24 protein-coding genes and 4 pseudogenes are annotated in these 24,984 nt (G+C 69.5%); 15 read left to right on the top strand and 13 right to left on the bottom strand.

Features of this window, described 5'->3' with window-relative positions; genetic code table 11:
* The 4 genes from ADL12_RS05480 to ADL12_RS05465 all read left to right on the top strand — a co-directional run.
* The coding region (locus ADL12_RS05480; RefSeq protein WP_063806616.1) for an ArsR/SmtB family transcription factor at window positions 1-262 on the top strand (262 nt) is incomplete at its 5' end.
* Between the two features lie 40 nt (window positions 263-302).
* The gene (locus ADL12_RS05475; RefSeq protein ID WP_062699082.1) at window positions 303-1,085 is read left to right on the top strand and encodes an aquaporin; all 783 of its coding nucleotides are present in this window, start codon (window positions 303-305) and stop codon (window positions 1,083-1,085) included.
* Window positions 1,082-2,140 (top strand): ArsO family NAD(P)H-dependent flavin-containing monooxygenase, encoded by a 1,059-nt coding sequence (locus ADL12_RS05470; RefSeq protein WP_062699080.1) that lies wholly within the window; start codon window positions 1,082-1,084, stop codon window positions 2,138-2,140. Before ADL12_RS05475 ends, ADL12_RS05470 begins: the two co-directional genes overlap by 4 nt.
* Window positions 2,141-2,275: 135 nt before the next feature.
* A complete protein-coding gene (locus ADL12_RS05465) occupies window positions 2,276-2,872 on the top strand; it encodes a cadmium resistance transporter (protein WP_062699077.1) in 597 nt (198 codons plus the stop codon).
* A gap of 27 nt (window positions 2,873-2,899) precedes the next feature.
* On the opposite strand, the gene ADL12_RS05460 is transcribed toward ADL12_RS05465, so the two are convergent.
* Both ADL12_RS05460 and ADL12_RS05455 read right to left on the bottom strand, forming a co-directional pair.
* Window positions 2,900-3,235 carry a YnfA family protein gene (locus ADL12_RS05460; RefSeq protein ID WP_062699075.1) on the bottom strand — a complete coding sequence of 112 codons (336 nt, stop codon included), beginning with the start codon at window positions 3,233-3,235 and terminating at the stop codon, window positions 2,900-2,902.
* Window positions 3,236-3,527: 292 nt separating this feature from the next.
* On the bottom strand, window positions 3,528-3,974 hold the full coding sequence (locus ADL12_RS05455; RefSeq protein WP_062699073.1) for a MerR family transcriptional regulator: 447 nt from the start codon (window positions 3,972-3,974) through the stop codon (window positions 3,528-3,530).
* 410 nt (window positions 3,975-4,384) lie between these two features.
* Here ADL12_RS05455 and ADL12_RS05450 point away from each other — a divergent pair, with 410 nt between their 5' ends.
* From ADL12_RS05450 to recX, 8 genes and pseudogenes are all read left to right on the top strand, one after another.
* Window positions 4,385-5,749 (top strand): FAD-dependent oxidoreductase, encoded by a 1,365-nt coding sequence (locus ADL12_RS05450; protein ID WP_062699071.1) that lies wholly within the window; start codon window positions 4,385-4,387, stop codon window positions 5,747-5,749.
* Between the two features lie 4 nt (window positions 5,750-5,753).
* A pseudogene (locus tag ADL12_RS56105) lies at window positions 5,754-5,969 on the top strand (MFS transporter); the annotation flags it as partial.
* Window positions 5,970-6,436: 467 nt separating this feature from the next.
* A complete protein-coding gene (locus tag ADL12_RS05445; RefSeq protein ID WP_062699069.1) occupies window positions 6,437-6,631 on the top strand; it encodes a DUF3046 domain-containing protein in 195 nt (64 codons plus the stop codon).
* A 60-nt stretch (window positions 6,632-6,691) separates the two neighbouring features.
* Entirely contained in the window at window positions 6,692-7,963 is a 1,272-nt protein-coding gene (locus ADL12_RS05440) for an AI-2E family transporter (RefSeq protein ID WP_107119836.1), read from the top strand.
* A 449-nt stretch (window positions 7,964-8,412) separates the two neighbouring features.
* Window positions 8,413-9,024 (top strand): annotated as a pseudogene (gene recA / locus ADL12_RS57625) (recombinase RecA); the annotation flags it as partial.
* A pseudogene (locus ADL12_RS57620) lies at window positions 9,016-9,888 on the top strand (LAGLIDADG endonuclease); the annotation flags it as partial. The pseudogenes recA and ADL12_RS57620, both read left to right, overlap by 9 nt.
* Window positions 9,889-9,972: 84 nt before the next feature.
* Window positions 9,973-10,644: pseudogene (locus tag ADL12_RS57615) on the top strand (recombinase RecA); the annotation flags it as partial.
* Window positions 10,645-10,647: 3 nt separating this feature from the next.
* A complete protein-coding gene (gene recX, locus ADL12_RS49665) occupies window positions 10,648-11,436 on the top strand; it encodes a recombination regulator RecX (RefSeq protein ID WP_079051852.1) in 789 nt (262 codons plus the stop codon).
* Between the two features lie 248 nt (window positions 11,437-11,684).
* On the opposite strand, the gene ADL12_RS05425 is transcribed toward recX, so the two are convergent.
* The 8 genes from ADL12_RS05425 to ADL12_RS05395 form a co-directional block, all read right to left on the bottom strand.
* Window positions 11,685-12,116 (bottom strand): rhodanese-like domain-containing protein, encoded by a 432-nt coding sequence (locus tag ADL12_RS05425; RefSeq protein WP_062699063.1) that lies wholly within the window; start codon window positions 12,114-12,116, stop codon window positions 11,685-11,687.
* Window positions 12,117-12,196: 80 nt separating this feature from the next.
* Entirely contained in the window at window positions 12,197-12,757 is a 561-nt protein-coding gene (locus ADL12_RS05420) for a cupin domain-containing protein (RefSeq protein ID WP_079051851.1), read from the bottom strand.
* 97 nt (window positions 12,758-12,854) lie between these two features.
* Complete coding sequence (locus ADL12_RS58025; RefSeq protein ID WP_313960178.1) at window positions 12,855-12,941, bottom strand: putative leader peptide; 87 nt, start codon at window positions 12,939-12,941, stop codon at window positions 12,855-12,857.
* Between the two features lie 129 nt (window positions 12,942-13,070).
* A complete protein-coding gene (locus ADL12_RS05415) occupies window positions 13,071-14,753 on the bottom strand; it encodes an FAD-dependent monooxygenase (protein ID WP_062699060.1) in 1,683 nt (560 codons plus the stop codon).
* Between the two features lie 203 nt (window positions 14,754-14,956).
* On the bottom strand, window positions 14,957-15,865 hold the full coding sequence (locus ADL12_RS05410; protein ID WP_062699058.1) for an amino acid ABC transporter permease: 909 nt from the start codon (window positions 15,863-15,865) through the stop codon (window positions 14,957-14,959).
* On the bottom strand, window positions 15,862-16,527 hold the full coding sequence (locus tag ADL12_RS05405) for an amino acid ABC transporter permease (protein WP_062699056.1): 666 nt from the start codon (window positions 16,525-16,527) through the stop codon (window positions 15,862-15,864). The genes ADL12_RS05410 and ADL12_RS05405 overlap by 4 nt, the downstream gene beginning before the upstream one ends.
* A 96-nt stretch (window positions 16,528-16,623) precedes the next feature.
* Window positions 16,624-17,460 (bottom strand): glutamate ABC transporter substrate-binding protein, encoded by an 837-nt coding sequence (locus ADL12_RS05400; RefSeq protein WP_167364378.1) that lies wholly within the window; start codon window positions 17,458-17,460, stop codon window positions 16,624-16,626.
* 84 nt (window positions 17,461-17,544) lie between these two features.
* Window positions 17,545-18,321, bottom strand: coding sequence for an amino acid ABC transporter ATP-binding protein (locus ADL12_RS05395; RefSeq protein WP_062699045.1), 777 nt, complete (start codon window positions 18,319-18,321; stop codon window positions 17,545-17,547).
* A gap of 286 nt (window positions 18,322-18,607) precedes the next feature.
* Between ADL12_RS05395 and ADL12_RS05390 the strand changes: the two genes are divergently transcribed.
* On the top strand, window positions 18,608-19,294 hold the full coding sequence (locus tag ADL12_RS05390; protein ID WP_062699043.1) for a response regulator transcription factor: 687 nt from the start codon (window positions 18,608-18,610) through the stop codon (window positions 19,292-19,294).
* 9 nt (window positions 19,295-19,303) lie between these two features.
* Complete coding sequence (locus ADL12_RS05385) at window positions 19,304-20,695, top strand: sensor histidine kinase (RefSeq protein WP_062699041.1); 1,392 nt, start codon at window positions 19,304-19,306, stop codon at window positions 20,693-20,695.
* Between the two features lie 87 nt (window positions 20,696-20,782).
* Here ADL12_RS05385 and ADL12_RS05380 read toward each other — a convergent pair whose 3' ends face one another.
* Entirely contained in the window at window positions 20,783-21,778 is a 996-nt protein-coding gene (locus ADL12_RS05380; protein ID WP_062699039.1) for a TAXI family TRAP transporter solute-binding subunit, read from the bottom strand.
* Between the two features lie 131 nt (window positions 21,779-21,909).
* Between ADL12_RS05380 and ADL12_RS05375 the strand changes: the two genes are divergently transcribed.
* Entirely contained in the window at window positions 21,910-22,317 is a 408-nt protein-coding gene (locus ADL12_RS05375; RefSeq protein WP_062699037.1) for a pyrophosphohydrolase domain-containing protein, read from the top strand.
* A 96-nt stretch (window positions 22,318-22,413) separates the two neighbouring features.
* Here ADL12_RS05375 and ADL12_RS05370 read toward each other — a convergent pair whose 3' ends face one another.
* The gene (locus ADL12_RS05370) at window positions 22,414-23,469 is read right to left on the bottom strand and encodes a tartrate dehydrogenase (protein WP_425265065.1); all 1,056 of its coding nucleotides are present in this window, start codon (window positions 23,467-23,469) and stop codon (window positions 22,414-22,416) included.
* 113 nt (window positions 23,470-23,582) lie between these two features.
* Window positions 23,583-24,461, bottom strand: a complete 879-nt coding sequence (locus tag ADL12_RS05365; RefSeq protein WP_062699033.1) for a LysR family transcriptional regulator — start codon at window positions 24,459-24,461, stop codon at window positions 23,583-23,585.
* Window positions 24,462-24,984 lie beyond the last annotated feature (523 nt).

Below are 24,984 nucleotides of genomic sequence, written 5' to 3'. Positions count from 1 at the left end.
GCTCAGGCTCCAGATCGTGACCCTGCTCGCCAAAGAGATGCTGTGCACCACCCACCTGGTGGAGGAGACCGGTGCCCGGCAGACCAACCTCTCCAACCACCTGAGAGTGCTGCGCGAGGCCGGGGTCGTGGAGACGGAGCCGTGCGGCCGGTACACGTACTACAAGCTGCGCGCGGACGTCATCGCCTCGATCGCGGGCCAGTTCGCTGATCTGGCCGAGGCTGCCCGTTCCGCTGCCGACAACAAGCGGTCCTGCCCCTGATACCTCGCCACCGCCTGGCGACTGCACCAAGGAGTCTTTGTTGACCGCCACGCACGAGACCGCTGCGGAGTCAGCCATAGCCGCCGCCTCTCCTCAGCCCGCCCCGGGGGCCACTCCGCCCCGCGCCCCGCTGTTCGCCCGGGCCGCCGCCGAACTGGTCGGTACCGCCGCCCTGGTGGCGGTGGTGGTCGGCTCCGGCATCCAGGCCACGGAGCTCACCAAGGACGTCGGGTTGCAGCTGCTGGCCAACTCGACGGCCACGGTCTTCGGCCTGGGTGTGCTGATCACCTTGCTCGGCCCGGTCTCCGGCGCGCACTTCAACCCGGCGGTCACGCTGGCGGAGTGGTGGACCGCCCGGCGGGACGGAGCCGGTGTCACGCTTCGTGAGGCGGCCGTCTATGTCCCCGCGCAGATCGTAGGTGCGATTGCCGGTGCCGTCCTTGCCGATGCGATGTTCGGCGAGCCGCTGGTGAAGTGGTCGACACACGATCGCTCAGCGGGACATCTGCTCCTCGGTGAGGTTGTCGCGACGGCCGGACTGATCCTGCTGATCTTCGGCCTGGCCCGCACCGACCGCCTGCGCTTCGCCCCGGTGGCGGTCGCCTCCTACATCGGCGCCGCGTACTGGTTCACCTCGTCCACGTCGTTCGCGAACCCGGCGGTGACGATCGGCCGCGCCTTCACTGACACCTTCGCGGGCATCGCGCCCGGCTCGGTCGCGGGCTTCATCGGCATGCAGCTCGTCGGCACGGTGGTCGGGCTGGCGCTCGTGGCGCTGATCTTCGTTCCTGGTCGAGCGGACGCGGAGCAGCCCGCCGCATGACGCGGACGACACAGGTGGTGGTGATCGGCGGCGGCCAGGCTGGGCTCGCCGCCGGTTACCACCTGCGCCGCCGGGGCCTGGAGTTCGTCGTTCTCGACGCCCGGACCGACCCCGGCGGCGCCTGGCAGCACACCTGGGATTCCCTGCACCTGTTCTCTCCGGCGGCCTACTCCTCACTCCCCGGGTGGCTCATGCCGCCGCAGCCGGGCGAGGAGTACCCGGACGCGGCGCACGTGGTGACGTACCTGCGTGACTACGAGAAGCGGTACGAGCTGGATGTGCAGCGGCCCGTGCGCGTGCTCGCTGTACACCGGGACGGCCAACTCCTGCGGGTGGAAACCGATTCCGGCACCTGGCACGCCCGCGCCGTGATCAGTGCGACCGGCACCTGGTGGCGCCCCTTCCTCCCCGCCGTCCCAGGTCGTGGGGCCTTCGGCGGCAGGCAGCTGCACACCGTGGACTACCGGCGCCCACAGGACTTCGCGGGCCGGCGCGTGATCGTGGTCGGCGGAGGCAACTCCGGGGCGCAGATCGCCGCCGACCTGGCCCACGACACCCAGCTGACCTGGGTTACCCAGCGCCCACCCCGCTTCCTGGCCGACGACATCGACGGCAGGGTGCTGTTCGACGTGGCCTCCGCTCGCCGCCAGGCCCTCGACGAGGGACGTACCGACAACGGCGGCGTCGCCTTGCTGGGCGACATCGTCGCCGTACCACCCGTCAGGGAAGCCCGTGACCGCGGCCTGCTCAAGGCCACGCCGATGTTCACCCGCCTCGTCCCCGGCGGCGTCGAATGGGCGGACGGCACCCGCGCCGAAGCCGACGTGATCATCTGGTGCACCGGGTTCCGCCCCGCCCTGTCGCACCTCGCCCCGCTCCAACTCCGCGGCCGACACGGTCACATCGATACCGCCGGCACGCGGGCGGTGGATGAGCCGCGCCTGCACCTGCTCGGCTACGGCGACTGGACCGGCCCCGCCTCCGCCACCCTCATCGGGGCCGGGCGGCCGGCCCGTGACGCAGCAAGCGAGATCGCCGCGCTGCTCGCGGGGTAGAACGACGAACGCGGGACGAGCCGCCGCGTCACCCCGAACCCGGCGGCAATCATCGGCCGGTGGTCCCGGTGCGCCGTTCCAGGCGAGCGTGCCGGGTTCTGTCGACGGGCAGCCGAGCGAGAGGTCGTCCCACCGGTGAACCTGGGCATCGTCGGGCAGGCGATCGGTCTGTTCGCCGTCACCAACATCGACGACATCCTGATCCTGTCCCTGTTCTTCGCCCAGGCTGCCGGGCACCACGGAGCGGCTCGCCGGATCGTGCTCGGCCAGTACCTCGGTTTCGCCGCCATCCTCGCCGTCGCCGTGGCCGCGGCGTTCGGTGCGACCTTCCTGCCCGAGGAGGCCATCCCTTACCTCGGCCTGCTGCCCCTCGGGCTCGGACTCAAGGCGGCCTGGCACGCGTGGCAGAGCCGCGGCAACGAGGACGACGAGCAGGAGGTGACCGAGGGCGCACCGAGGGCTCTGGAGGTCGCGGCGGTCACCTTCGCGAACGGCGGTGACAACATCGGCGTCTACGTGCCCGTGTTCGCCACGGCAGGGGTCGGTGGAATGAGCGTGTACGCCGTCGTCTTCCTGGTTCTGGTGGCCGTGTGGTGCTTCGCGGGTCGTTTCTTCGCCACCCGTCCGGTCATCGCGAAGGCGCTCAGCCGGTGGGGCCACATCCTGTTCCCGCTGGTCCTGATCGCTCTGGGCGTGCTGATCCTCGTCGAGGGCGGCGCCTTCGGCCTGTGACGCGGGGGTAGCGCGGCGACTTGTGCGTCAGCTGCTGCGGGGTGCGTACATGATCACGGCCATCCCGGCGAGGCAGACCAGAGCGCCGCCGACGTCGTAGCGATCCGGCCGGTAGCCGTCGGCGATCACCCCCCAGGCGATGGAGCCTGAGACGAAGATGCCGCCGTAGGCGGCGAGGATGCGGCCGAAGCTGTCGTCGTTCTGCCAGGTCGCCACCACGCCGTAGAGGCCGAGGGCGATCACGCCTGCGCCGATCCAGATCCAGCCTTTGTGCTCGTGGATGCCCCGCCAGACCAGCCAGGCCCCGCCGATCTCGAACAGGGCGGCGACGACGAACAGGGCAACGGAACGAGCGACGGTCACGGACGGGACGTCACCGACCGTCCGGACCGCTGATCCGCTGGGGTCCGCAGCCGCACTCCGGGCCGGGCGTGGCCGCCGACGTGCAGGAGCAGCCGGCAGCACGGCGCTGTGAGGACCACCAGGCCGCTGCGGCGAGTGCGACCAGGGCCAGGGCGGTACCCGGCAGCCAGCCCACCACGGCGGACGCCCCGGCGCCCAACACGCCCGCGGTGATCAGGGCGGGTAGCAGGCAGCAAGCCAGGCAGGCCAGTCCGGCGAGGCCCGCCAGCGCCTTCGGGGTGCGGTGTGTGGGTCAGCAGCAGGGGCCGGCATGGCGTCTCTCCTCGGCGAGGCTGGTTAAGGGGATCGGGCAGCAGGGGCTTGCGGAGCAGGTGGTCAGGTCGTCGCATCCGGCTTCGAGGGCGGCGGCGAGCGTGGCGCGGATGGTGGTCAGGTCGGCGATCTTCACGTCCACCTCGGCGAGTTTGGCCTGCGCCCGCTGCTGGAGGCCGGGGACCGGTCTGCCGTGCCGGTGGCGGCTGGCGTCCAGCAGTTCGGCCACTTCCTCCAGGGTGAAGCCGAGGCGCTGGGCGGCCTTGATCACGCGCAGCACCGTCACCGCCTCTTCCCCGTACAGGCGGTGACCGCCGGAGCTGTGCTCGGGATCGGTGAGCAGGCCGCGCCGCTCGTAATAGCGCAGGGTCTGGATGTTCACCCCGGCAGCCTCGGCGACCTGACCGCTGCGCAGGCCGGCGTTCACCGCTGTTCTCCGAGCCCGGCCAGGCCGGCCGCCCGCTCGGTGAGTGCGTCCAGCACCGGCTGGTGCACCGGGTCCACCGCGATGTCCAGGCGGATGGCATCCGCGTCGGCCGTGATGGTGAAGGTAAAGAACGACCAGCGGGCTGGCGCCGTCGGGGCCGGTCACCAGACGGCGCTCCTCGCTGCGCGGGTGGCCGCATCTGCTCGGCCACGGCTATTGGACCGGCCCGGCTTCCGCCCCCTCAGCGGCATCGGGCGGCCCGCGAAACTGCCGCCCCCGATCACGGCAACGTCGACGTGCTTCACAATCGATCTTCCAATTCGATGAATGTCTATGTTGACGCACATCGAATCAGCTGCCATGCTGGCTGCGCAAGAGATCGACGAATGTCGAAGCAAAGGGGAATCGTCGTGAACGCGCCCACCACCGACCAGCTGCCCGTCGTGGTCATCGGGGCCGGCCCCGTTGGCCTGGCCGCCGCCGCCCATCTCGTCGAGCGCGGCATCGAACCGCTGGTCCTGGAAGCCGGCCCGAGTGCGGGCACCGCCGTACGCGGGTGGGCGCACGTGCGGCTGTTCTCACCCTGGGCCGAGGTCACCGCACCCGCCGCTGAGAAGCTCCTCGCCCCCACCGGCTGGGTGCGCCCCGATGGGGCGACCTATCCGACCGGCGGCGACTGGGCGGAGCAGTACCTGCAGCCGCTCGCCGACGTCCTCGGTGACAAGGTCCGCTACGGCGTCACGGTGACCGGTGTCGCCCGGGCTGGACGCGACCGCATCGTCGACGCCGGTCGCGACGAGCAGCCCTTCACCATCCACATCGAAACGACCGAGGGACGCGAGGAGCGGATCACCGCCCGCGCCGTCATCGACGCCTCCGGCTCCTGGTCCACCCCCAGCCCGCTCGGCGGCAACGGCCTGCCCGCACTCGGCGAGAAGGCGGCCGGCGACCGCATCTCCTACCGCGTCCCTGACCTCAAGGACCCCGCCGTCCGTGCCCGGTACGCGGGCAAGCGCACCGCAGTCGTCGGCTCCGGCGACTCCGCCTTCACCGCGCTGGCCTACCTCGCCGACCTGGCGAAGGAGGAGGACGGCACGCACGCAGTGTGGATCCTGCGCCGCGGGATCACGGGTTCGACGTACGGCGGCGGCGAGGCCGACGAGCTCCCCGCCCGCGGCGCCCTCGGCCTGCGCGCCAAGGCCGCCGTCGAGGACGGCTATGCCTCCGCCGTCACCGGCTTCCGCACGGCCGCAGTTGAGAGGAGCGGGGGCCAGTTGGTCCTGGTCGCCGAGGATGGCCATCGCTTGGAGGAGGTCGACGAGGTCATTGTCCTGACCGGCTTCCGCCCCGACCTGTCCTTCCTGTCCGAGCTCCGCCTCGGCCTGGATGAGCGCCTCCAGGCGCCGACCGCACTCGCGCCGCTCATCGACCCGAACGCGCACTCGTGCGGCACGGTCTACCCCCACGGCGTCAACGAGCTCTCCCACCCGGAGAAGGACGTCTACCTGGTCGGCATGAAGTCCTACGGCCGCGCCCCGACCTTCCTCGCCATGACCGGCTACGAGCAGACCCGCTCCATCGCCGCCGCACTCGCCGGGGACCAGGAGGCCGCCGAGCGCGTCGAGCTGACCTTGCCCGAGACCGGCGTCTGCGGCGGCGCGGGCCTGTTCGACGAGCCGGAGGCGGCCCAGGCCGGCGTAGGCGGCGGCTGCTGCGCTGCCCCGGCCACCCTCCAGATCGGCGTCGGCGCCCCGGCCATCTCCGGCGGCTGCTGACCCCGTGCCCGACCTTGACGCCCGCGGGGCCGCGACCGGAACGGGGGACCGGTCGCGGCCCCGTGCTGCCCTGCCCGCCCTCTGCGTCACCCAGATCACCAGCTGGGGCATCGTCTACTACGCCTTCCCCGTCCTCAACGCCCGGATCACCGCCGACACCGGCTGGTCCACCAGCGCCACGACCGCCGCCTTCTCGGGCGGCCTGCTGGTCTCCGCCGTCGATGCGGCACCCGGCGTCCTGGCCGCCATCAAGCAGCACGCGAAGCGCTGGCAGCCGGTCGCGGTGGAACCTCCCGTGGGAGAGCCCCCACGAACCTCAGAACGACCGGCAGCGCGTCGACTGGGCTCCGCGCACTCACCCACTTTTCCCGGCTACCCGGCAGCGGCGTCCATGGAACCACGACACATGGAACAGGCGCCTCTGGGAGCCCGCGCCACACCTACGCCGGCGTCCAGCTCGAAGCGGGCGAGTCGATCGTCTCCCTCGCCCGCCGGCTCGGGCAGGCCGACCCTGGCTTTACTCTGCGTACATACACGTACTTCATGCCCGACGCAGGCAGGCGAGGTCGCGCCGCCATGGATGCTTGGTTCAGCGGGGAGGCGAACTCCCTGGAATCCCCCTGACGGTCGTGCGGGGGCGTGAGAGGTGGGAAACGTGCAGGTCAAGGTGTGTATGGAGCGGAATTCATGCGGTTGACGGTCTTCTGGGAGCGGATGACGGATCACTTCGGTCCGGGATACGCCGACACCTTCGCGCGCGACCACGTGATGTCGGAGCTCGGCGGGCGCACGGTGCACGAGGCGCTGGATGCCGGCTGGGCGGCCAAGGACGTGTGGCGTGTGGTGTGCGCCGTCATGAACATTCCGGGGGAGAGGCGTTGACCGGTCACGAAGATCGCAGGACGGCAGCCGATTGTCGGTGGCGTGGGCGAGACTTGCTCCGTGGCACGCACTGACGAGACCGGGCAGCTCGCCCAGCAAGGATCCCCGTTCGGCACGACGCCGCCCATCCAGCCTTCGGGCGAGGGCGCCGCCGGGTCGAGCAGCCGCATGCCGCGCTGGCTGCCGCGGGCCATGGTGCTCGCGCTGGCGCTCGTCGGTGCGTTCCAGCTGGGCAGCTGGGCCTTTCACCAGCTCACCGGGCTGCTGATCAACATCCTCATCGCGTTCTTCCTGGCCCTGGCCATCGAACCGGCGGTGAGCTGGATGGCCTCGCGCGGGATGCGTCGGGGAGGGGCCACGGCCCTGGTCTTCCTCGCCGTGATCATCGTGTCCGCCGGATTCGTGACGCTCCTGGGGTCGATGCTCGCCGGTCAGATCATCAAGATCGTCGAGGACTTCCCGAACTACCTCGACTCCGTCATCAACTGGATCAACACGCACTTCAACACCGAGCTGCGCCGCGTGGACGTCCAGGAGGGCCTGCTGCGCTCCGACTGGCTGCGCAACTACGTGCAGAACAGCGCCACCGGCGTCCTGGACGTGTCCGCCCAGGTCCTCGGCGGTCTCTTCCAGCTGCTGACGATCACGCTGTTCTCGTTCTACTTCGCCGCGGACGGCCCGCGACTGCGCCGCGCACTGTGCTCCGTGCTGCCGCCGGCCAGGCAGGCCGAGGTGCTGCGCGCCTGGGAGATCGCCGTCAACAAGACCGGCGGCTACCTGTACTCGCGCGGCCTGATGGCGTTGATCTCCGGCATAGCCCACTACATCCTGCTGGAGAGCCTGGATGTGCCGTACGCGCCCGTGCTCGCCGTGTGGGTCGGCCTGGTGTCGCAGTTCATCCCCACCATCGGCACGTATCTCGCGGGCGCCCTGCCCATGCTGATCGCCTTCACGGTCGATCCCTGGTACGCCCTGTGGGTGCTGATCTTCGTCGTGGTCTACCAGCAGTTCGAGAACTACGTGCTGCAGCCCAAGCTGACCGCGAAGACCGTCGACATCCACCCCGCGGTCGCCTTCGGTTCGGTCATCGCGGGCACCGCCCTCCTCGGCGCGGTGGGTGCACTGATCGCCATCCCGGCGGTCGCCACGCTGCAGGCGTTCCTCGGGGCATACGTGAAGCGGTACGACGTCACGGACGACCCGCGCGTCCACGGGCACCGGGGACGGGGCGCAGGCAGCAGCCTGTTCGCACGCGCGGGTGAGCTGTGGGCACAACGGTCGGGCAAGCAACCTCCGGCAGAGACCGGAAGCTCTGAAGAGAGCTCCGGCTGAGCCCGTCTGCGGCCGACGGGAATCCAGGGATCGTCCGACCGCGAACGACCCCCTTCCGCGTCATCGAGCCTCGATTGCGCTCCGAGCGTCGTCGTCTCGTGCGTGAACGCCACGGCGACCAACCGGATGCAAGGTCTTCGAGCAGTGGATGGCTGCACGACCCGGAACGGGACGCATCAACCTGAAACGGCACGCACGCGCGCAACCATCACCTTCGAGCACACGGGACACGTAGTCTCGAGGGTGTCGCACGGTGCGCTTGACACGAAAATCGAACATCCATTCTGATGGAGGTTCCGGCGGGGCGCTCGGCGGGCAGTTCGCCACGGTTTCGATGGAGAAGTACCCGAGTTATCCACAGGCCGGACGGGCGTCGGGGCGCATTGTCAGTGGCAGGCGTTAGCGTCTTTGACGTGAAGCGATCGACTCAAGCAAACCGGGTGGAACCCATGGCAGGAACCGACCGCGAGAAGGCGCTCGACGCCGCGCTCGCACAGATTGAACGGCAATTCGGCAAGGGCGCGGTCATGCGCATGGGCGAGCGGCCGAACGAGCCCATCGAGGTCATCCCCACCGGGTCGACCGCACTCGACGTCGCCCTTGGCGTCGGCGGCCTGCCGCGTGGCCGTGTGGTGGAGGTGTACGGCCCGGAGTCCTCCGGTAAGACGACCCTGACCCTGCACGCGGTGGCGAACGCCCAGAAGGCCGGCGGCCAGGTCGCCTTCGTGGACGCGGAGCACGCCCTCGACCCCGAGTACGCGAAGAAGCTCGGCGTCGACATCGACAACCTGATCCTGTCCCAGCCGGACAACGGCGAGCAGGCGCTGGAGATCGTGGACATGCTGGTCCGCTCCGGCGCCCTCGACCTCATCGTCATCGACTCCGTCGCGGCGCTCGTCCCGCGTGCGGAGATCGAGGGCGAGATGGGCGACAGCCACGTCGGTCTGCAGGCGCGTCTGATGAGCCAGGCCCTGCGGAAGATCACCAGCGCGCTCAACCAGTCCAAGACCACCGCGATCTTCATCAACCAGCTCCGCGAGAAGATCGGCGTCATGTTTGGGTGTGGCTCCTATCACACCCGGGTGACTCTGGCAGACGGTACCAGTGAGATGCTGGGAAAGATCGTCAACCAGAAGATGCAAGTGGAGGTTCTGGCGTACGACCCCGAGCTCGACAAGGTGGTCCCAAGGAAGGTCACCAACTGGTTCAACAACGGGAAGGCCGACGCTTTCCTGGAGTTCTCCGTTGAGCGGTCGGGCGCAGGAGCGGGTAACGGACGCGCCCGCTTGGCCATGACCGCCAACCACCTCATCCGAACGCCTGGTGGATGGCGGGAAGCGCAGGAGATTTTTCCAGGTGATCGGGTGATGCTGGCGCAGCCGCATGTACTCGGTCCGCAGCAGTGGCAGGTGATCCTTGGCGCACTGCTGGGTGATGGTGCTCTCTCGAAGCCAGTACGGAGCGATGACGCAAGTGCTCGTTTCCGCATGGGGCATGGGGCAAAGCAAGTCGAGTACCTTGACTGGAAGGTTTCGCTCCTCGGGAACATCGGCCACTCTCGTTCAGAGAACGCGAAAGGGGCGGCGTTCGCTGACTTCACCCCCCTGGCTGAGCTTGATGAGCTGCGCCGAGTCGTCTACTTCGGAGACGGGAAGAAGCACATCACCTGGGAGTACCTCAAGGCGATGACGCCGTTGGCACTCGCCGTCTGGTACATGGACGATGGCTCGTTCACGGTTCGCTCGAAGGGTGTGCAGGAGCGAACAGAAGGGGGAAGTGGCCGCATCGAGATCTGCGTCGAAGCGATGAGCGAGGGCTCGCGTGTGCGTCTCGTTGATTATCTGAGGGACACTCATGGGCTGGATGTGAAGCTCCGGACGGCGGGCAAGCGAAGCATCGCTGTCCTTCAGTTCACCACCGCTGCCTCCGCTCGGTTCCAGGAAATCGTGGCCCCGTACGTCCATCCATCGATGCAGTACAAACTGCTGCCACGCTACCGAGGGCTCTTCGAGGTGGAGCCTGAGTTCGTGGAGCCAGAGACAAGGCTGGTTCCAGCGCGAGTGCTGGACAGGAAGCTGCGCACGGACTACCAGAAGATGAATCGCTTCGACCTCGAAGTCGAGGGAGCCCACAACTACCTTGCGCATGGGGTTCTGGTCCATAACAGCCCAGAGACCACTACGGGCGGTCGGGCGCTGAAGTTCTACGCCTCGGTGCGTATCGACATCCGCCGCATCGAGACCCTCAAGGACGGCACGGAGGCGGTCGGCAACCGCACCCGCTGCAAGGTCGTCAAGAACAAGGTCGCGCCGCCCTTCAAGCAGGCCGAGTTCGACATCCTCTACGGCCACGGCATCAGCCGCGAAGGCGGCCTGATCGACATGGGCGTGGAGCACGGCTTCGTCCGCAAGGCCGGCGCCTGGTACACGTACGAGGGCGACCAGCTCGGCCAGGGCAAGGAGAACGCGCGCAACTTCCTCAAGGACAACCCCGACCTGGCCAACGAGATCGAGAAGAAGATCAAGGAGAAGCTGGGCGTCGGCGTGCGTCCGGAGGAGCCCGCCGCCGAGCCGGGCGCGGACGCCGCGGTCTCCGCCACCCCGGACGACGCCGCGAAGACGGCGCCCGCTCCGGCGGCGGCCAAGGCAGCCAAGACCAAGGCCGCGGCAGCCAAGAGCTGATCCATGACACGACGAACGGGCTGGGCCGAGTACGCCGCCCATCCGGACGCTCTGCGTGAGCGGGGGCGAGGCGCCGACGAGGACTCCACCGGGAGGGGTGGCTACGCCTACGGGGGAGACGCGGACCAAGGCATCACGAACAGGGGGAACAGAGGCACGGCTCCGTACGGCACCGACGGGGCACGTGGTTCGGGCGGTTCGCGCGGGCGTCGTCGGCGCGGCCGCGCAGAGCCGTCCGGTGAGGACGGAGGTGCCCCTACCTCGTCGAGGGCCGAGAAGGGGGCGCCCCCAGCGGACCCGGTGGAGCAGGCACGGGCGATCTGCCTGCGCCTGCTCACCGGGACCCCGCGCACGCGCAAGCAACTCGCGGACGCCCTGCGCAAGCGGGAGATCCCGGACGACGCGGCCGAGGAGGTGCTGTCGCGGTTCGAGGAGGTCGGTCTCATCAACGACAGTGCGTTCGCGGACGCCTGGGTGGAGTCCCGGCACCACGGCCGGGGACTGGCTCGACGCGCGCTTGCCCAGGAACTGCGCACCAAAGGCGTCGACTCCACGCTGATCGACGCGGCCGTCGCCCAGCTCGATTCCGAGCAGGAGGAGGCGACCGCACGCGAGCTCGTCGCCCGCAAGCTGCGCTCCACGCGCGGCCTTGACCGCGACAAACGCCTTCGCCGCCTCGCGGGCATGCTCGCCCGCAAGGGCTACCCCGAGGGCATGGCCCTGCGGGTGGTCCGACAGGCCCTGGAGGAAGAGGGCGAAAACACGGAGTTTCTCGGGGACGAGGGGTTCTGAGCCAGGGGTCCCGGAAGGGCTCCTACGGGCCGGGGGCGAGAGGGGCGGGTTCCGGCCCCTGACACGATGGACGCGCGGGGGCGCCCATCGCATCGGGGGCCGTACGCCTCCCTGCCGGGCCGCGGCACCACCGAGTCCCGTCGTGGCACCGAGCCCCGCTGCGGTACTGAGCGGGCTCCGATACCGAGCAAGTTCCGGCACTGATCGGCCGCAGCACCGGCCATGAACCGCGGGGCCCTTGCCGGGCTTTACCTCCCTCCCGAAGGCCGCTGAACCGCCGCCCCGGCCGCGGGCGTTACCGGAAGCCCCTCCACCCGCCACCTTTGGAACCCCCCGACCAGATCGGTTGCCCGGTGCAGCCCCAGTCGTCGCAGGGACTCGGCCGCGAGGCTCGACGCGTACCCCTCGTTGCAGATCACCACGACATGCAGATCGTGGCTCATGGCCTCGGGGGCGCGATGGCTGCCCTGTGGGTCGAGACGCCACTCCAGTTCGTTGCGTTCCACGACGAGGGCACCGGGGATCAGCCCGTCCCGCTCACGCAGGGCCGCGTACCGGATGTCCACCAGCAGTGCCTCACCGGCCTGCGCGGCCTCGTACGCCTCCCGCGGCTCGATCCGTTCGTAGCTCGCGCGCACCCGCTCTAGCAACTCGTCGATGCCGACCAGCCGCTCGTCCACGCCGCCCGCCTTCAACTCACCTCTGTCGACCGGCAGTTCACCTGAACTACGTACCGTCGGCAGGCCCTCCCCCGCCCCGCTCACTGCCAGTCCTCCGGACGCTCCACCTGCTCCAGGCGCAGGATCGGTCCGCTGCGGCTGAAGCGGCGGATCTGCGGCAGGGGCGGGTAGTAGGCGTGAACGGAGATCGCATGCTGGTCGGCGGATTCGTTGAGTACCTCGTGCACATGGTGGCGGCCGAAGGAGCGGCCCTTTCCAGCTGGCAGCCGACGTTCCCGGTCCACGTCGTCCGTCAGTTCCAGCGTCTTCCAGCCGTCGGCGGGCAGTCGGACGGCGAGCGAGTTCTCCTTGAGCTCACCGGCCGCCGTCACGAAGGCCCCGACTGAGTCGGCGTGGTCGTGCCAGCCGGTGCCCGTCCCGGGCGGCCAGCCGATCAACCAGGCCTCGCTGCCGCCGGGACCCTCGAGCCGTACCCAGGTACGGCCCTCGGGATCGAGCGCAAGCGAGGCGATCAAGTCGGCGTCGGCGGCAGTTCGCCGTACGAAGTCGAGGAGGTCCGCCTGCGTCGGCGTGGAAACCGGCGCGGAGACCGCTGCGGACACCTGCTGAGAAGCGGCAACGGCGGCAGGGGATACAGACACGGGCACCGTCCTGATGAGAGTTCGCCGAGAGCGCGCGACAGCAGAGGCGACCAAGCGGCGGCAGGCGTGGCGCGCGCGGAAGAAAAGGGGATGCGAGTCAGCAGGATGGACGACACACGCAGCCCGCATAGCGGACCAGATCCATATGGACCCTCCGCCACAGGCGCACACAGGTGTCGGTCATGGTCCGGAGTACAGCATGCCGGTGCGAACCGGTCAACTCACTGTCACCCGCACACGTGACGTGACGGTGAGTGCTGCTTCCAGGTGAGTACGACCTCCATACGACGGCATCAGCCTCTGTACGACAGCATCAACGCGAGCCGGCCGCCGCCCCGGCCTCCTCCGCCGCCGCCCCGGCCTGTGCCTTGGCCGGTCCGCCCAGCGCCGCCTCGGCCGCCGCGTACAGATCGGCCGGGCGCACCCCGCTCAGCGCCGTCACCAGGTGCCCGTCGGGCCGCACCAGCAGGACCGAATGCGCGGCCGCCCCCGGATAGCTCTCCGCGACCAGCAACTCGGCCGGATACGGCAGCGCCGTCACCGCGGCCGCCAGCCGGGGCATGATCCCGGCGGTGGCCCAGTGCTTGCGGTCCCACACGCCCGTGCCCGGCGCGATCAGTACGACCAGCAGCGCGCCGCGCCCGAGCCGGTCCCGCAGCTGGACGAAGGAGCCGTCCTCCGCGGTGACCCGCACGTCCATGACCGGCGCACCGCGCGGCGTGTCCACGGGGACCTCGCCCTCCAGCTGCCCGGGCGCGAGCGGGGAGTCCGCGTACGTCCCGGGCGCACCGATCGCCCCCTGCCCCAGGTGGCCGTCCATGAGCAGCGCGTCATGGCCCCGGGCGGAGCCGGGGACGACCGCGCGCAGCCCTCCGCCGCCGCGCAGCAACGGCAGCGCCTGGTCGGCGGCGCGCAGCCGGGCGGCGACGGCCGCGCGCCGCTCCGCCTGGTAGCTGTCGAGCAGGGCCTCGTGCGGCCCGTGGTGCCAGGCCGGCGCCAGCTTCCAGGCGAGGTTGTCGGCGTCCCGCAGCCCCTCGTCCAGCCCGTGCGTGCCGAGCGTGCCGAGGCAGTGCGCCGCGTCCCCGGCGATGAAGACGCGGCCCACGCGCCAGCGGCGGGCCAGGCGGTGGTGGACCGTGTGAACTCCGGTGTCGAGGAGTTCGTACGGCGGTGTCGGCCCGCCGGTCCACCCGGCGAGCGTCTCCCGGACGCGAGCCACCAGCATGTCGGGTGTGACCAGGTCCTTGCCCGGCGGCAGCAGCCAGTCCAGGCGCCAGACCCCGTCCGGGAGCGGCCGTCCGGTGACCTCCCCGCCCGAAGGTCCGGACGTCCGCCACGGCGGCATCCGATGGAGCAACGCCTGACCGTCCCAAGGAAGTTCCGCGCGCAGCGCGGCCACGGCGTGTCGCTCCACCGCCGTACGGCCCGGAAAGCGGATGTCCTCCAGCTTTCGTACGGTCGAGCGCTGGCCGTCGCAGCCCACCAGGTAACTGCCGCGCCACCAGGTGCCCTTGGGGCCGCGGGTGTGGGCGGTGACGCCCGAGGGCTCCTGCTCGATCGCGTCCAGGCGGCTGTCCACGACGACCTTGACGAGCCGTTCGCCGGCGAGGGCCGCGCGCAGGGCGTCGGTCAGCAGGTGCTGGGCGATGTGGAGGGGGGCGGGGTTCGTCACGCCTCCAGGGCCCGTGACGCCCCCCGGTCCTGCGACGCCCTCGCCCCCGTCTGCGGCGGCGTCGAACCTGACCTCACGCATCACCTGCTTGCGCCGCATCGCCCGCCATCCGGCCCAGCGGGCGCCGGCCCCGGCGACCGGCACACCCGTCAGGCGCTCCATGAGGGCGGTGGTGTCCTCGCGCAGGACGGCGGTGCGCGCGAGGCGGGGTTCGTCCTTGCCGGGCCCCTCGTCGAGGACGACGGACGGCACCTCCTGACGGGCCAGCGCCAGGGCGAGCGTGAGCCCGACGGGCCCCGCTCCGACGATGATCACCGGGTCCACGGCGCGGCGCCCCCTGCCCGCAGCGGTGTCCCGAAAGACGCAAGTGAACAGAAAGCCGGAGCAGGGTGCACGATCACAGAACGTATGCAACCCATTGCCGGTGCTTGCGTCAAGTGACGGAGGGCAGTGGCGATCATGCCACTGCCCTCCGTGTCGTTCATGCCACTTGACTGCTCATCAGATGGCTGCTCTCGGACCGCTCATCAGATGGTGCCGCCGGCGCCGGTCCCGTAGGTGCCGCCCACCTCGGCGGCGTTGAGCTCCTCCACGTCCTCCGCGCCGAGGACCGCGCCGGTGCTCCTCTTGCTGCGCCGCAGCCTGCCCTCGAGCCAGCTCGCGAAGCTGGTGAGGATGAAGTTCACCACGATGAAGATGGCTGCCACCACGATGAAGCTGGGGATGACATTGGCGTAGTTGGCCGCCAGCGTGGCGCGTTCGCTGAGCAGCTCGGGGAACTGCAGCATCACGCCACCGAGCGCGGTGTCCTTCACGATGACGACGAGCTGGCTGACGATGGCCGGCAGCATGACGGTGACAGCCTGCGGCAGCAGGATGCTGGTCATCGTCTGGCCCTTGCGCAGACCGATCGCCTTGGCGGCTTCCGACTGCCCCTTGGGCAGGGCGAGGATGCCAGCCCGTACCACCTCGGCCAGGACGGATGCGTTGTAGAGCACCAGGCCGGTGACGACCGCGTAGAAGGGCCGCTGTTCACTGGTGACGTTCGTCCAGCGATCGTAGAACTCGTTCGCGAACAGCATCAGCAGCAGCACCGGGATCGCCCGGAAGAACTCGACCACCGTGGCGGCAGGGCCCCGCACCCACCGGTGATCGGACAGCCGCGCGATGCCGAAGACCGCGCCCAGCGGAAGGGCGATCACCATGGCGAGTGCTGCCGCTTTCAGCGTGTTGCTGAGGCCCGGCAGCAGGTATGTAGTCCAGGCCTGCTCCTCGGTGAACGGCTTCCACAGGGCCCACTCCAGCTGGCCCTCGTCGTCCATGGTCTTCCAGACAAACCACACGAGCACGGCGAGGAGGGCGAAGAAGACCACCGAGAAGAGAACATTGCGCTGCTTGGCGCGAGGACCCGGAGTGTCGTAGAGAACGGAGCTCATCGCTTCACCGCCAGTCGCTTGCTCAGCCAGCCGAAGAAGAGGCCGGTGGGCAGGGTCAGTACGACAAAGCCGAAGGCGAAGACTGCGGCGATGAGCAGCACCTGGGCCTCGTTCTCGATCATTTCCTTCATCAGGAGGGCGGCCTCGGCCACGCCGATGGCTGCCGCCACGGTCGTGTTCTTGGTCAGGGCGATCAGTACGTTGGCCAGCGGGCCGATGACCGAACGGAAGGCCTGCGGCAGGATGATGAGCCGGAGCGTCTGGCTGAAGCTCAGCCCGATGGCACGGGCCGCCTCAGCCTGTCCGAGGGGCACGGTGTTGATGCCGGAACGAATCGCCTCGCAGACGAAGGCAGCGGTGTAGGCGATGAGGCCGAGCACCGCCAGCCGGAATCCCTGGACGTCAAAGTCTCTCGAGCCCAGCGTCACGCCGAAGATGTCGGCGAGGCCGAGCGAGGTGAACACGATGATGACGGTCAGGGGAATGTTCCGGACGATGTTCACATAGGCCGTGCCGAACCCACGCATGAGCGGGACCGGGCTGACCCGCATCCCGGCCAGCAGGGTGCCCCAGATCAGGGAGCCGACCGCGGAGAGGACGGTGAGTTGCACCGTCGTCCAGAACGCCTCTAGGACGTTATAACCTTCAAGAAAGTCGAACACGATCTCCCGCGCTTCCGGGTGAGTGGCGTACGTGGACAGCGCGGCGTGCCGCCGCCTTGATCGCGGTCGGTGGCGGCACGCCCGTGGATCACTGCGCTACGAGACGACGTTGCCGATCTTCGGCGCGGGCTCGTTCTTGTAGTTGGCCGGACCGAAGTTGTCCGTGACCGCCTTGTCCCAGGCCTTGTCCTGGACCATCTTCTCCAGGGCGGCGTTGATCTTGTTGACGGTCTCGGTGTCGCCCTTCTTCACGCCGATGCCGTAGTTCTCGTTGCTCAGCTTGAGGCCGGCGAGCTTGAACTTGCCCTTGTACTGCTCCTGCGCGGCGAAGCCCGCGAGGATCGAGTCGTCCGTGGTCAGTGCGTCCACGGCGCCGCTCTGAAGGCCGGCGATGCACTCGGAGTAGCCGCCGACCTGCTTCAGGTTGGCCTTCGGGGCGAAGTCCTTCTTGACGTTCTGCGCCGAGGTGGAGCCGGTCACCGAGCACAGGTTCTTGCCGTTGAGGTCCGTTGCCTCGGTGATGTCCGAGTCCGCCTTGACCAGCAGGTCCTGGTGGGCCAGAAGGTACGGACCGGCGAAGTCGACCTTCTGCTTGCGCTCGTCGGTGATCGAGTAGGTTGCCGCGATGAACTTCACGTCGCCACGAGCAAGCGCGTTCTCGCGGTCAGCGCTCTTGGTCTCGACCCACTCGATCTGGTCGGCGTTGTAGCCGAGCTCCTTCGCCACGTACGTCGCGACGTCGACGTCGAAGCCGGAGAAGCTGCCGTCCGGCTCCTTCAGGCCCAGACCCGGCTGGTCGAACTTGATGCCGATCTTGATCTTGTCGCCCCCACCGGAACCCTCGTTGTCACCGTCACCGCCACCACAAGCGGTAGCAGTGATGGAGAGCACGAGTGCAGCGGCGGCCGCGGCGGAGACCTTGCGGAGCTTCATGGTGAACATCCTTTGCGTGATGAAGAGATGCGTGCCGTCAGGAACGGCGGGTGACGCAGGTCGTCGGGTGCGTGAAGCAGTCCGTCAGTGGTGCAGGATCTTGGACAGGAAGTCCTTCGCGCGGTCGCTGCGCGGGTTGCTGAAGAACTGGTCCGGCACAGCTTCTTCGACGATGCGACCGTCCGCCATGAACACCACCCGGTTGGCGGCCGAACGGGCGAAGCCCATCTCGTGGGTGACGACGATCATGGTCATGCCGTCGCGGGCGAGCTGCTGCATGACCTCCAGGACCTCGTTGATCATCTCCGGGTCGAGAGCCGACGTCGGCTCGTCGAAGAGCATGACCTTGGGGTCCATGGCCAGCGCACGGGCGATGGCCACACGCTGCTGCTGGCCGCCGGAGAGCTGTGCGGGGTACTTGTCCGCCTGGCTGCCCACGCCCACTCGGTCGAGCAGGGAGCGGGCCTTCTCCTCGGCCTGCTTCTTGTCGGTCTTGCGGACCTTGATCTGGCCCAGCATCACGTTCTCGAGCACGGTCTTGTGCGCGAAGAGGTTGAATGACTGGAAGACCATTCCGACGTCGGCACGGAGCTTGGCCAGCGCCTTGCCCTCTGCAGGCACGGGCTTGCCGTCGATCGCGATCGTGCCGGAGTCGATCGTCTCCAGGCGGTTGATGGTGCGGCACAGGGTGGACTTCCCGGACCCGGAGGGTCCGATGACCACGACGACCTCGCCGCGGGCGATCGTCAGGTCGATGTCCTGGAGCACGTGCAACGCGCCGAAGTGCTTGTTCACGTTCTTCAGGACGACCAGCTCGCCGGTCGCGGCCACATCTTCCTTGGCCACCGATACTTCGGTCATCGCTCTCAGGCTCCGTCCTCCTCGGTTTCGGAGGACAGTAATAACCGTATCCGACCTGCGTCATTAGTTCTGAGGTGAATCTGAGCATTACGATCCGATAGCGGTCGGATACGTGTCGTAGCAGCTGCGCGCCGGACGCGTACCGGCTACATAACGGAAGCCCTCCGCAACCGGAACCTACTTGACGGCGTCCTCGTCCATCAGCGTGACTTCCATGGTGCACGCGCGCGTGCACGCACTGTGTAGCTACGTGAATCGTACGGCCGATGAACCGAAGGAGGCCGGGATGAGACTGCTCCTCGTCGAGGACGACAATCATGTCGCAGCCGCGCTGTCCGCGGTCCTGGCGCGACACGGTTTCGAGGTCACGCACGCGCGCAGCGGCGAGGAGGCCCTCCAGGCGCTGGTCCCCGAGGGCAACGGCTTCGGCGTCGTCCTCCTCGACCTCGGCCTGCCCGACCAGGACGGTTACGAGGTCTGCGGCAAGATCCGCAAGCGCACGAGCACCCCGGTGATCATGGTCACCGCGCGCTCCGACGTCCGCTCCCGCATCCACGGCCTCAACCTCGGGGCCGACGACTATGTGGTCAAGCCGTACGACACCGGAGAGCTGCTCGCCCGGATCCACGCCGTCAGCCGGCGCACCGTGCAGGAGGACGCCGGGACGGGTGGCGAAGGCGTGCTGCGCCTGGGCGCCGTACACATCGAACTGCACACCCGCCAGGTCAGCGTCGACGGTTCGGTTGTCCAACTGACCCGCAAGGAGTTCGATCTCCTCGCCCTGCTCGCCCAGCGTCCCGGGGTGGTCTTCCGCCGGGAACAGATCATCAGCGAGGTGTGGCGCACGAGTTGGGAGGGGACCGGGCGCACCCTCGAGGTGCATGTGGCGTCCCTGCGCGCCAAGCTGCGCATGCCGGCGCTGATCGAGACCGTACGCGGCGTCGGCTACCGACTCGTCTCCCCGGTCTCGTAGCGGGCAAGGGTGCGTACACGTCTCCTCCCGCTGCTCATCGTCCTGATGGCGGCCGTGCTGCTCGCCCTCGGCGTACCTCTGGCCGTCAGCCTCGCCTCGGCCCAGCAGCAGAAGGTCGTCGTCGACCGGATCGACGACACGGCGTACTTCGCGGCCATCGCAAGGCCCGCCGCCGACACCACCTCCGGGCCCCGGGACGCGGTCCGCATCCTCAGCCGGGAACTCGAGAGCTACTACGACGTCTACGGCATCCGCGCCGGCGTCTTCCTGCCCAACGACACGCCCCTGGCCAACGGGCCGACGACCTGGTTCCTGCCCGAGACCGGCGAAGTGCGCGAGGCCTTCAGAGAGTCGTTGCTCAGCCGGCGCAGCCACGACCCGAAGCAGGTGTGGCCGTGGCAGCGGGGCCGCCTCGTCATCGCCTCGCCGGTCATCCGGGACGGTGACGTCGTCGCGGTCGTCGTCACCGACTCGCCCACCGGTCAGATGCGCTCGCGGATCCTGCACGGCTGGCTGATCATCGGCGCGGGGCTGACGGCCGCGATGCTGGTGGCCGTCGGGGCCGCGCTCCGGCTCACCGGCTGGGTGCTCAGGCCGGTTCGGGTGCTCGACGCCACCACGCACGCCATCGCCAGCGGGCGCCTGAAAACACGGGTTGCGGTGGCCAGCGGTCCGCCGGAACTCCGGCGGCTGGCCCGGTCGTTCAACGAGATGGCGGACAACGTCGAGGACGTGCTGGAGCAGCAGCGCGCCTTCGTCGCCGACGCCTCGCATCAGCTGCGCAACCCGCTCGCGGCGCTGCTGCTGCGCATCGAGCTGCTCGCCTTCGAACTTCCCGAGGGCAATGCGGAGATCGCTTCGGTGCAGGCCGAGGGCAAGCGTCTGGCGCAGGTCCTGGACGACCTGCTCGACCTGGCTCTGGCCGAGCACACCGAGGCCGATCTCCGGCTCACCGATGTCGGCGCGCTGACCGCCGAGCGTGTCGCGGCCTGGTCGCCGACGGCCGAGGCCAAGGGCGTACGGCTGGTGGGGGACTGCCCGGCCACCACCGCCTGGGCCGACCCGGTCGCGCTGTCCAGCGCGCTGGACGCGGTGATCGACAACGCGGTCAAGTTCACGCCGGAGGGCGAGCGGGTCGAGGTGACTGTCACCTCCAACGGCAGTACGTCGACGATCGTCGTGACCGACAACGGCCCCGGCCTCACCGACGAGGAACTCGCCCGCATCGGCGACCGCTTCTGGCGCAGCGGCCGGCACCAGAACATCAAGGGCTCCGGCCTCGGGCTGTCGATCTCGCGCGTGCTGCTCGCGGCGGGCGGGGGCTCCATCTCGTACGGCCGTCAGGAGCCGCACGGGTTGCGGGTGACCGTGTCGGTGCCCAGGTCGGGGCCGACGTCCTAGCACCGGGCGGCAGGGTTCCTACCGACGACAGGATTCCTACGACGACAGTGTTCCTACGACGACAGTGTTCCTACGACGACAGGATTCCTACGGTTTGACCGAGCGGTAGTAGTTCCGGGCGCCGTCGTGCAAGGTCAGGGGGTCGGTGTAGATCGCCGTGCGCAGGTCGACGAGTTGCGCGGAGTGGACGTGGGCGCCGATGCCGTCGCGGCTCTTGATCACCGTACGGGTGAGCCATTCGGTGAGGCGGGGGTCCATGTCCTTGCGGGTGATCAGCAGGTTGGAGACGGCGATCGTCGGCACCGTGTCCCCGTTCTGGATGGTGGGATAGGCCGACTCCGGCATGTTGGTCGCGCGGTAGAAGTGGGCCACGTCGCCCTGCGCGTGCACCTTGGCGATGAGGTCGGCGTCGATCGGCACGAACCGGAACGCAGAGGTCTCGGCGATGTCCTCCAGCCCGTCCGTCGGCACCCCGCTCGACCAGAAGAACGCGTCGAGTTCGCGCCCGAGCCGCTTGGGTCCGGTGTCGATGCCGTCCGACCGGGGCGTGATGTCCTTCTCCGGGTCGATGTCGGCGGCCTCGAGCACGCGCGTGGCAATCAGCCGTACACCGGAGTTGGGCAGCCCTATGGCCACCCGCTTGCCTTTCAGGTCCGCCACGGAGCGGATGTCCGAGTCCGGCGGGACGACGAGCTGTACGTAGTCGTCGTACAGGCGGGCGACGCCGCGCAGCCGGTCGGTGACGGGCTTGCCGCCGATCTTGAACGTGTCCACCGCGTCGGCGGCGGCGATCGTGAAGTCGGCCTGCCCCGTCGCCACGCGCTCGACGTTCTCCTGCGACCCGTCGCTCGTCAGCAGCCGCACCTTCAGCTGCGGCATGTCCTTGGCCAGCTCGTTGCGCAGGAGCTCGCCGTACTCCTGATAGACCCCCGCGCGCGTGCCCGTACTGAACGTGATCGTCCCGCTCGGCGGCTGCTCACCCAGGGGCAGCAGCCACCACAGCAGCAACCCGAGGGCGACGAACCCGGCGGCCGCGCCCTCCAGGGCCCGGCGTCTGCTGATGCGGGAGAGTGCCTTGGACATGGCCGCGATCCTGCCAGCCGCTCGTGGTCCTGACCAGGGCAGGGGTCACAGGGGTGTGGGGGAGGGGGCGGGTGCCGGAGGCAGCCGTATCCGCAAGGAGGACTGTCCGACCCGGCCGCTACAGTCGCCGTATGAGTTCGTCGCCCGCTGACCTGGTCCGTGCCTTCCACCTCGCCTTCGGGCTCGATGCCCGCAGTACACCGACCGAGGTCTCCCCGGAACTCGCCGCCCACCGTGGAGAGCTGCTCGCCGAGGAGGCCGCGGAGGTCGCCGAGGTCTCCGTCACCGGCCCGCTCGACAGACTCGCGCACGAGCTGGCGGACGTGGTCTACATCGCGTACGGCACGGCCCTGGTGCACGGCATCGACCTGGACGCCGTACTGGCCGAGATCCACCGCTCCAACATGACCAAGCTGGGCCCCGACGGCCAGGTCGCCCGACGGGCCGACGGCAAGGTGCTCAAGGGCGAGCACTACGAGGCACCGGACGTGTCGGGCGTGCTGCGCCGCCAGGGGTGGACGGCCGCCGACGGGGCGTGACCGATCGGGCGGCCCCGGGCCATGTCGCACAGGTCCGCAAACTGCGAAGCCGGCCCCGCGCACCAGCCCTGGAGGGGTGGGGGTGGCGTAGAGGCGTCAGAGGAGTTCGAGCAGCTTCTCGGTGAACTCGTCGGTGGTCGCCGTACCGCCCAGATCCCGGGTGCGGACGTCCGACTTGGCCAGCACGTCGGCGATGGCGTTGTCGACGTCCCGGGCGGCCTCGGGGTGGCCGAGGTGGTCGAGCATCAGGGCCGCCGAGCCGATCGCGCCCAGCGGGTTGGCGATGCCCTGGCCGGCGATGTCGGGGGCGGAGCCGTGCACCGGCTCGAACATCGAGGGGAAGGTGCGCTCGGGGTTGAGGCTCGCGGACGGCGCGATACCGATCGAGCCGGCGACGGCGGCTGCGAGGTCGCTGAGGATGTCGCCGAACAGGTTGGAGGCGACGACCACGTCGAAGCGGGCCGGGTCGAGGACGAACTTCGCGGCCAGCGCGTCGATGTGCTCCTGGTCCCAGGTGACGCCGGGGTGCGCGGCGGCGAGCTCGGCGACCAGCTCGTCCCAGAACGGCATGGTGTGGATGATGCCGTTGGACTTGGTGGCGGAGGTCAGCTTCCCGCGGCGGCGGGCGGCGAGCGAGAAGGCGTAGTCCACGATCCGGGTGACGCCGGCCCGGGTGAACACCGCTTCCTGGACGGCCAGTTCCTCCGGCGTGCCCTGGTTCAGCCGGCCGCCGATCTCGCTGTACTCGCCCTCGACGTTCTCCCGTACGACGACCAGGTCGACTTCGCCCGCGACGGCGGCGCGCAGCGGACTGGCCACGCCCTCGAAGACCCGGATCGGCCGCAGGTTGACGTACTGGCGGAAGGTGCGGCGGATGGGGATCAGCAGCCCCCACAGGGAGATGTGGTCGGGGACGCCCGGGTAGCCGACGGCGCCCAGCAGGATCGCGTCCGTCTCGCGCAGCCGGTCCAGGCCGTCCTCGGGCATCATCGCGCCCTCGCGCAGATACCGCTCGCAGGACCAGTCGAAGGAGGTGTAGGAGAAGCCGATGCCGTGGCGGCGGCCGACCGCGTCCAGGACCTGCTGAGCGGGCGGAAGGACCTCGGTGCCGATGCCGTCACCGGGGATGACGGCGATGCGATGGTTCTGAATCGTCATGCGAGCGATTGCAGCAGCGGGCCGGACGACGCGTCCAAGACATGATCTGGATATGCCTTATAAGCCCGCCTGATGAGGGCGCTCCAGCAGGGTCGCTCCCCAGAGGACTACAGCCCGGTCAGGGCGCAGTCCAGGAACGCGCGGGCCGCTGGGGACAGCGGGCCTGTGCGGCTGATCAGCCCGATGCGCAGTACGGGGTTCGGCTCCAGTTCGAGCACCAGCGCACCCGCCTGCTCCGCCGTCGCGCGCCAGGAGTCGGTCACCACCGCGAGCCCCACCCCCGCCAGGACCAGCGGCAGCACGGACACCCGGTGCTCGGTCTCGGCGGCGACGATGAAGTCCACGCCGCGCTCGCGCAGGTCGTCCACGTAGGCACGACTGGCCGTCCCCCGCTGCACGACGATCAACCGGTGCCCGGCCAGCTCCTCGGCGGCCACCGGGCGGCCCGCCGGGAACGGGCCGTCGGGCGGGGTCAGCAGCACCAGCCCCTGCACGCCCACGGGCTGGGAGACGACACCCTTCTCGGGCAGCGGGCCCGGGGTGGTCAGCAACCCCAGCTCGCCGGTACCCGTGCGCACCAGGTCGACGACGTCCTGCGGCGTGAACGCGGCACGCACGCACACCCGCACCCCAGGATGACGGCGGCCGAAGTCGCGGATCATCGAGGTGAGCGGTTCGACGGCCGGCGAGGGCATCGCGGCGATATCGAGCCGGCCGGTGCGCAGTTCCTGGACGGCTTCGACGCTGGCCCGGGCGGTCTCCATGCCACGTACCGCCGCGCGGGCCGGCTCGATCAGCGCGGTCCCCGCCTCCGTGAGCACGGCCCGTTTGCCGATGCGGCGGAACAGGTCGGTGCCCAGATCGCGCTCCAGCGACCGCACCGTCTGCGACAGCGCCGGCTGCGAGACGTACAGCGCCGAGGCGGCCCGGTTGAACCCGCCGTGGTCCACGATCGCGAGGAAGTACTCCAGCTGCCGGATGTCCATGCGGCGATTCTCACTGCCCCGGCGAGGACGGCGGGTCATGACGCTCGTGTTCCGGGTTGCTGCCAGTGGTGCGGAGGCGGTGGGATTCGCCTGCTCGCCGGCGAGGGAAGCCGTACTGAGTCTCCATGTGCCCACTGAAGCGGGAGATCGAGGCGTTCTCCAACGTGGTGCGCTCTTACTTTCCCGAGTTCCTCTTTCCGCCGCCGACCGGTGGGTTGGCGGACTTCGGCCACCGTGGCCGGGCGGCGGCGACGGCAGGGATCCGCACGTACTGGACGATCCGGACGTACGTCGCCTGTTGCGGGAGCGGGTCGCAGGGGGAAGTCGCAGGGGAAGGCGACGAAGCCCTGCCGCGATGCTCCTCGGAGACCTCTGCGCGCTGGGCCTGAGGGAGGCCGGGGTGGCAGGAGGCCTGGCGGTTTCCCCCTTACTCAGGTTGAATTGGCGATGTCCGGGCTGTGGTGACGGGTCGTGATCCCTGCGGTACGACGTCCTCATGCGGTACGCGCAAGGGGGCGGGCTG

The sequence above is a fragment of the Streptomyces regalis genome (genome assembly GCF_001509475.1).
In the GTDB taxonomy this organism is placed as follows: Bacteria; Actinomycetota; Actinomycetes; order Streptomycetales; family Streptomycetaceae; genus Streptomyces; species Streptomyces regalis.
This window is presented reverse-complemented; position numbering and strand designations above follow the sequence as displayed.

Coding starts and splice junctions, on each gene's coding strand:
- ADL12_RS05470 (WP_062699080.1), top strand. CDS start 1,082: ATGACGCGGACGACACAGGTGGTGGTGATCGGCGGCGGCCAGGCTGGG.
- ADL12_RS05445 (WP_062699069.1), top strand. CDS start 6,437: ATGCGGTTGACGGTCTTCTGGGAGCGGATGACGGATCACTTCGGTCCG.
- recX (WP_079051852.1), top strand. CDS start 10,648: ATGACACGACGAACGGGCTGGGCCGAGTACGCCGCCCATCCGGACGCT.
- ADL12_RS58025 (WP_313960178.1), bottom strand. CDS start 12,941: ATGACCGACACCTGTGTGCGCCTGTGGCGGAGGGTCCATATGGATCTG.
- ADL12_RS05410 (WP_062699058.1), bottom strand. CDS start 15,865: ATGAGCTCCGTTCTCTACGACACTCCGGGTCCTCGCGCCAAGCAGCGC.
- ADL12_RS05400 (WP_167364378.1), bottom strand. CDS start 17,460: ATGAAGCTCCGCAAGGTCTCCGCCGCGGCCGCCGCTGCACTCGTGCTC.
- ADL12_RS05395 (WP_062699045.1), bottom strand. CDS start 18,321: ATGACCGAAGTATCGGTGGCCAAGGAAGATGTGGCCGCGACCGGCGAG.
- ADL12_RS05390 (WP_062699043.1), top strand. CDS start 18,608: ATGAGACTGCTCCTCGTCGAGGACGACAATCATGTCGCAGCCGCGCTG.
- ADL12_RS05380 (WP_062699039.1), bottom strand. CDS start 21,778: ATGTCCAAGGCACTCTCCCGCATCAGCAGACGCCGGGCCCTGGAGGGC.
- ADL12_RS05375 (WP_062699037.1), top strand. CDS start 21,910: ATGAGTTCGTCGCCCGCTGACCTGGTCCGTGCCTTCCACCTCGCCTTC.
- ADL12_RS05365 (WP_062699033.1), bottom strand. CDS start 24,461: ATGGACATCCGGCAGCTGGAGTACTTCCTCGCGATCGTGGACCACGGC.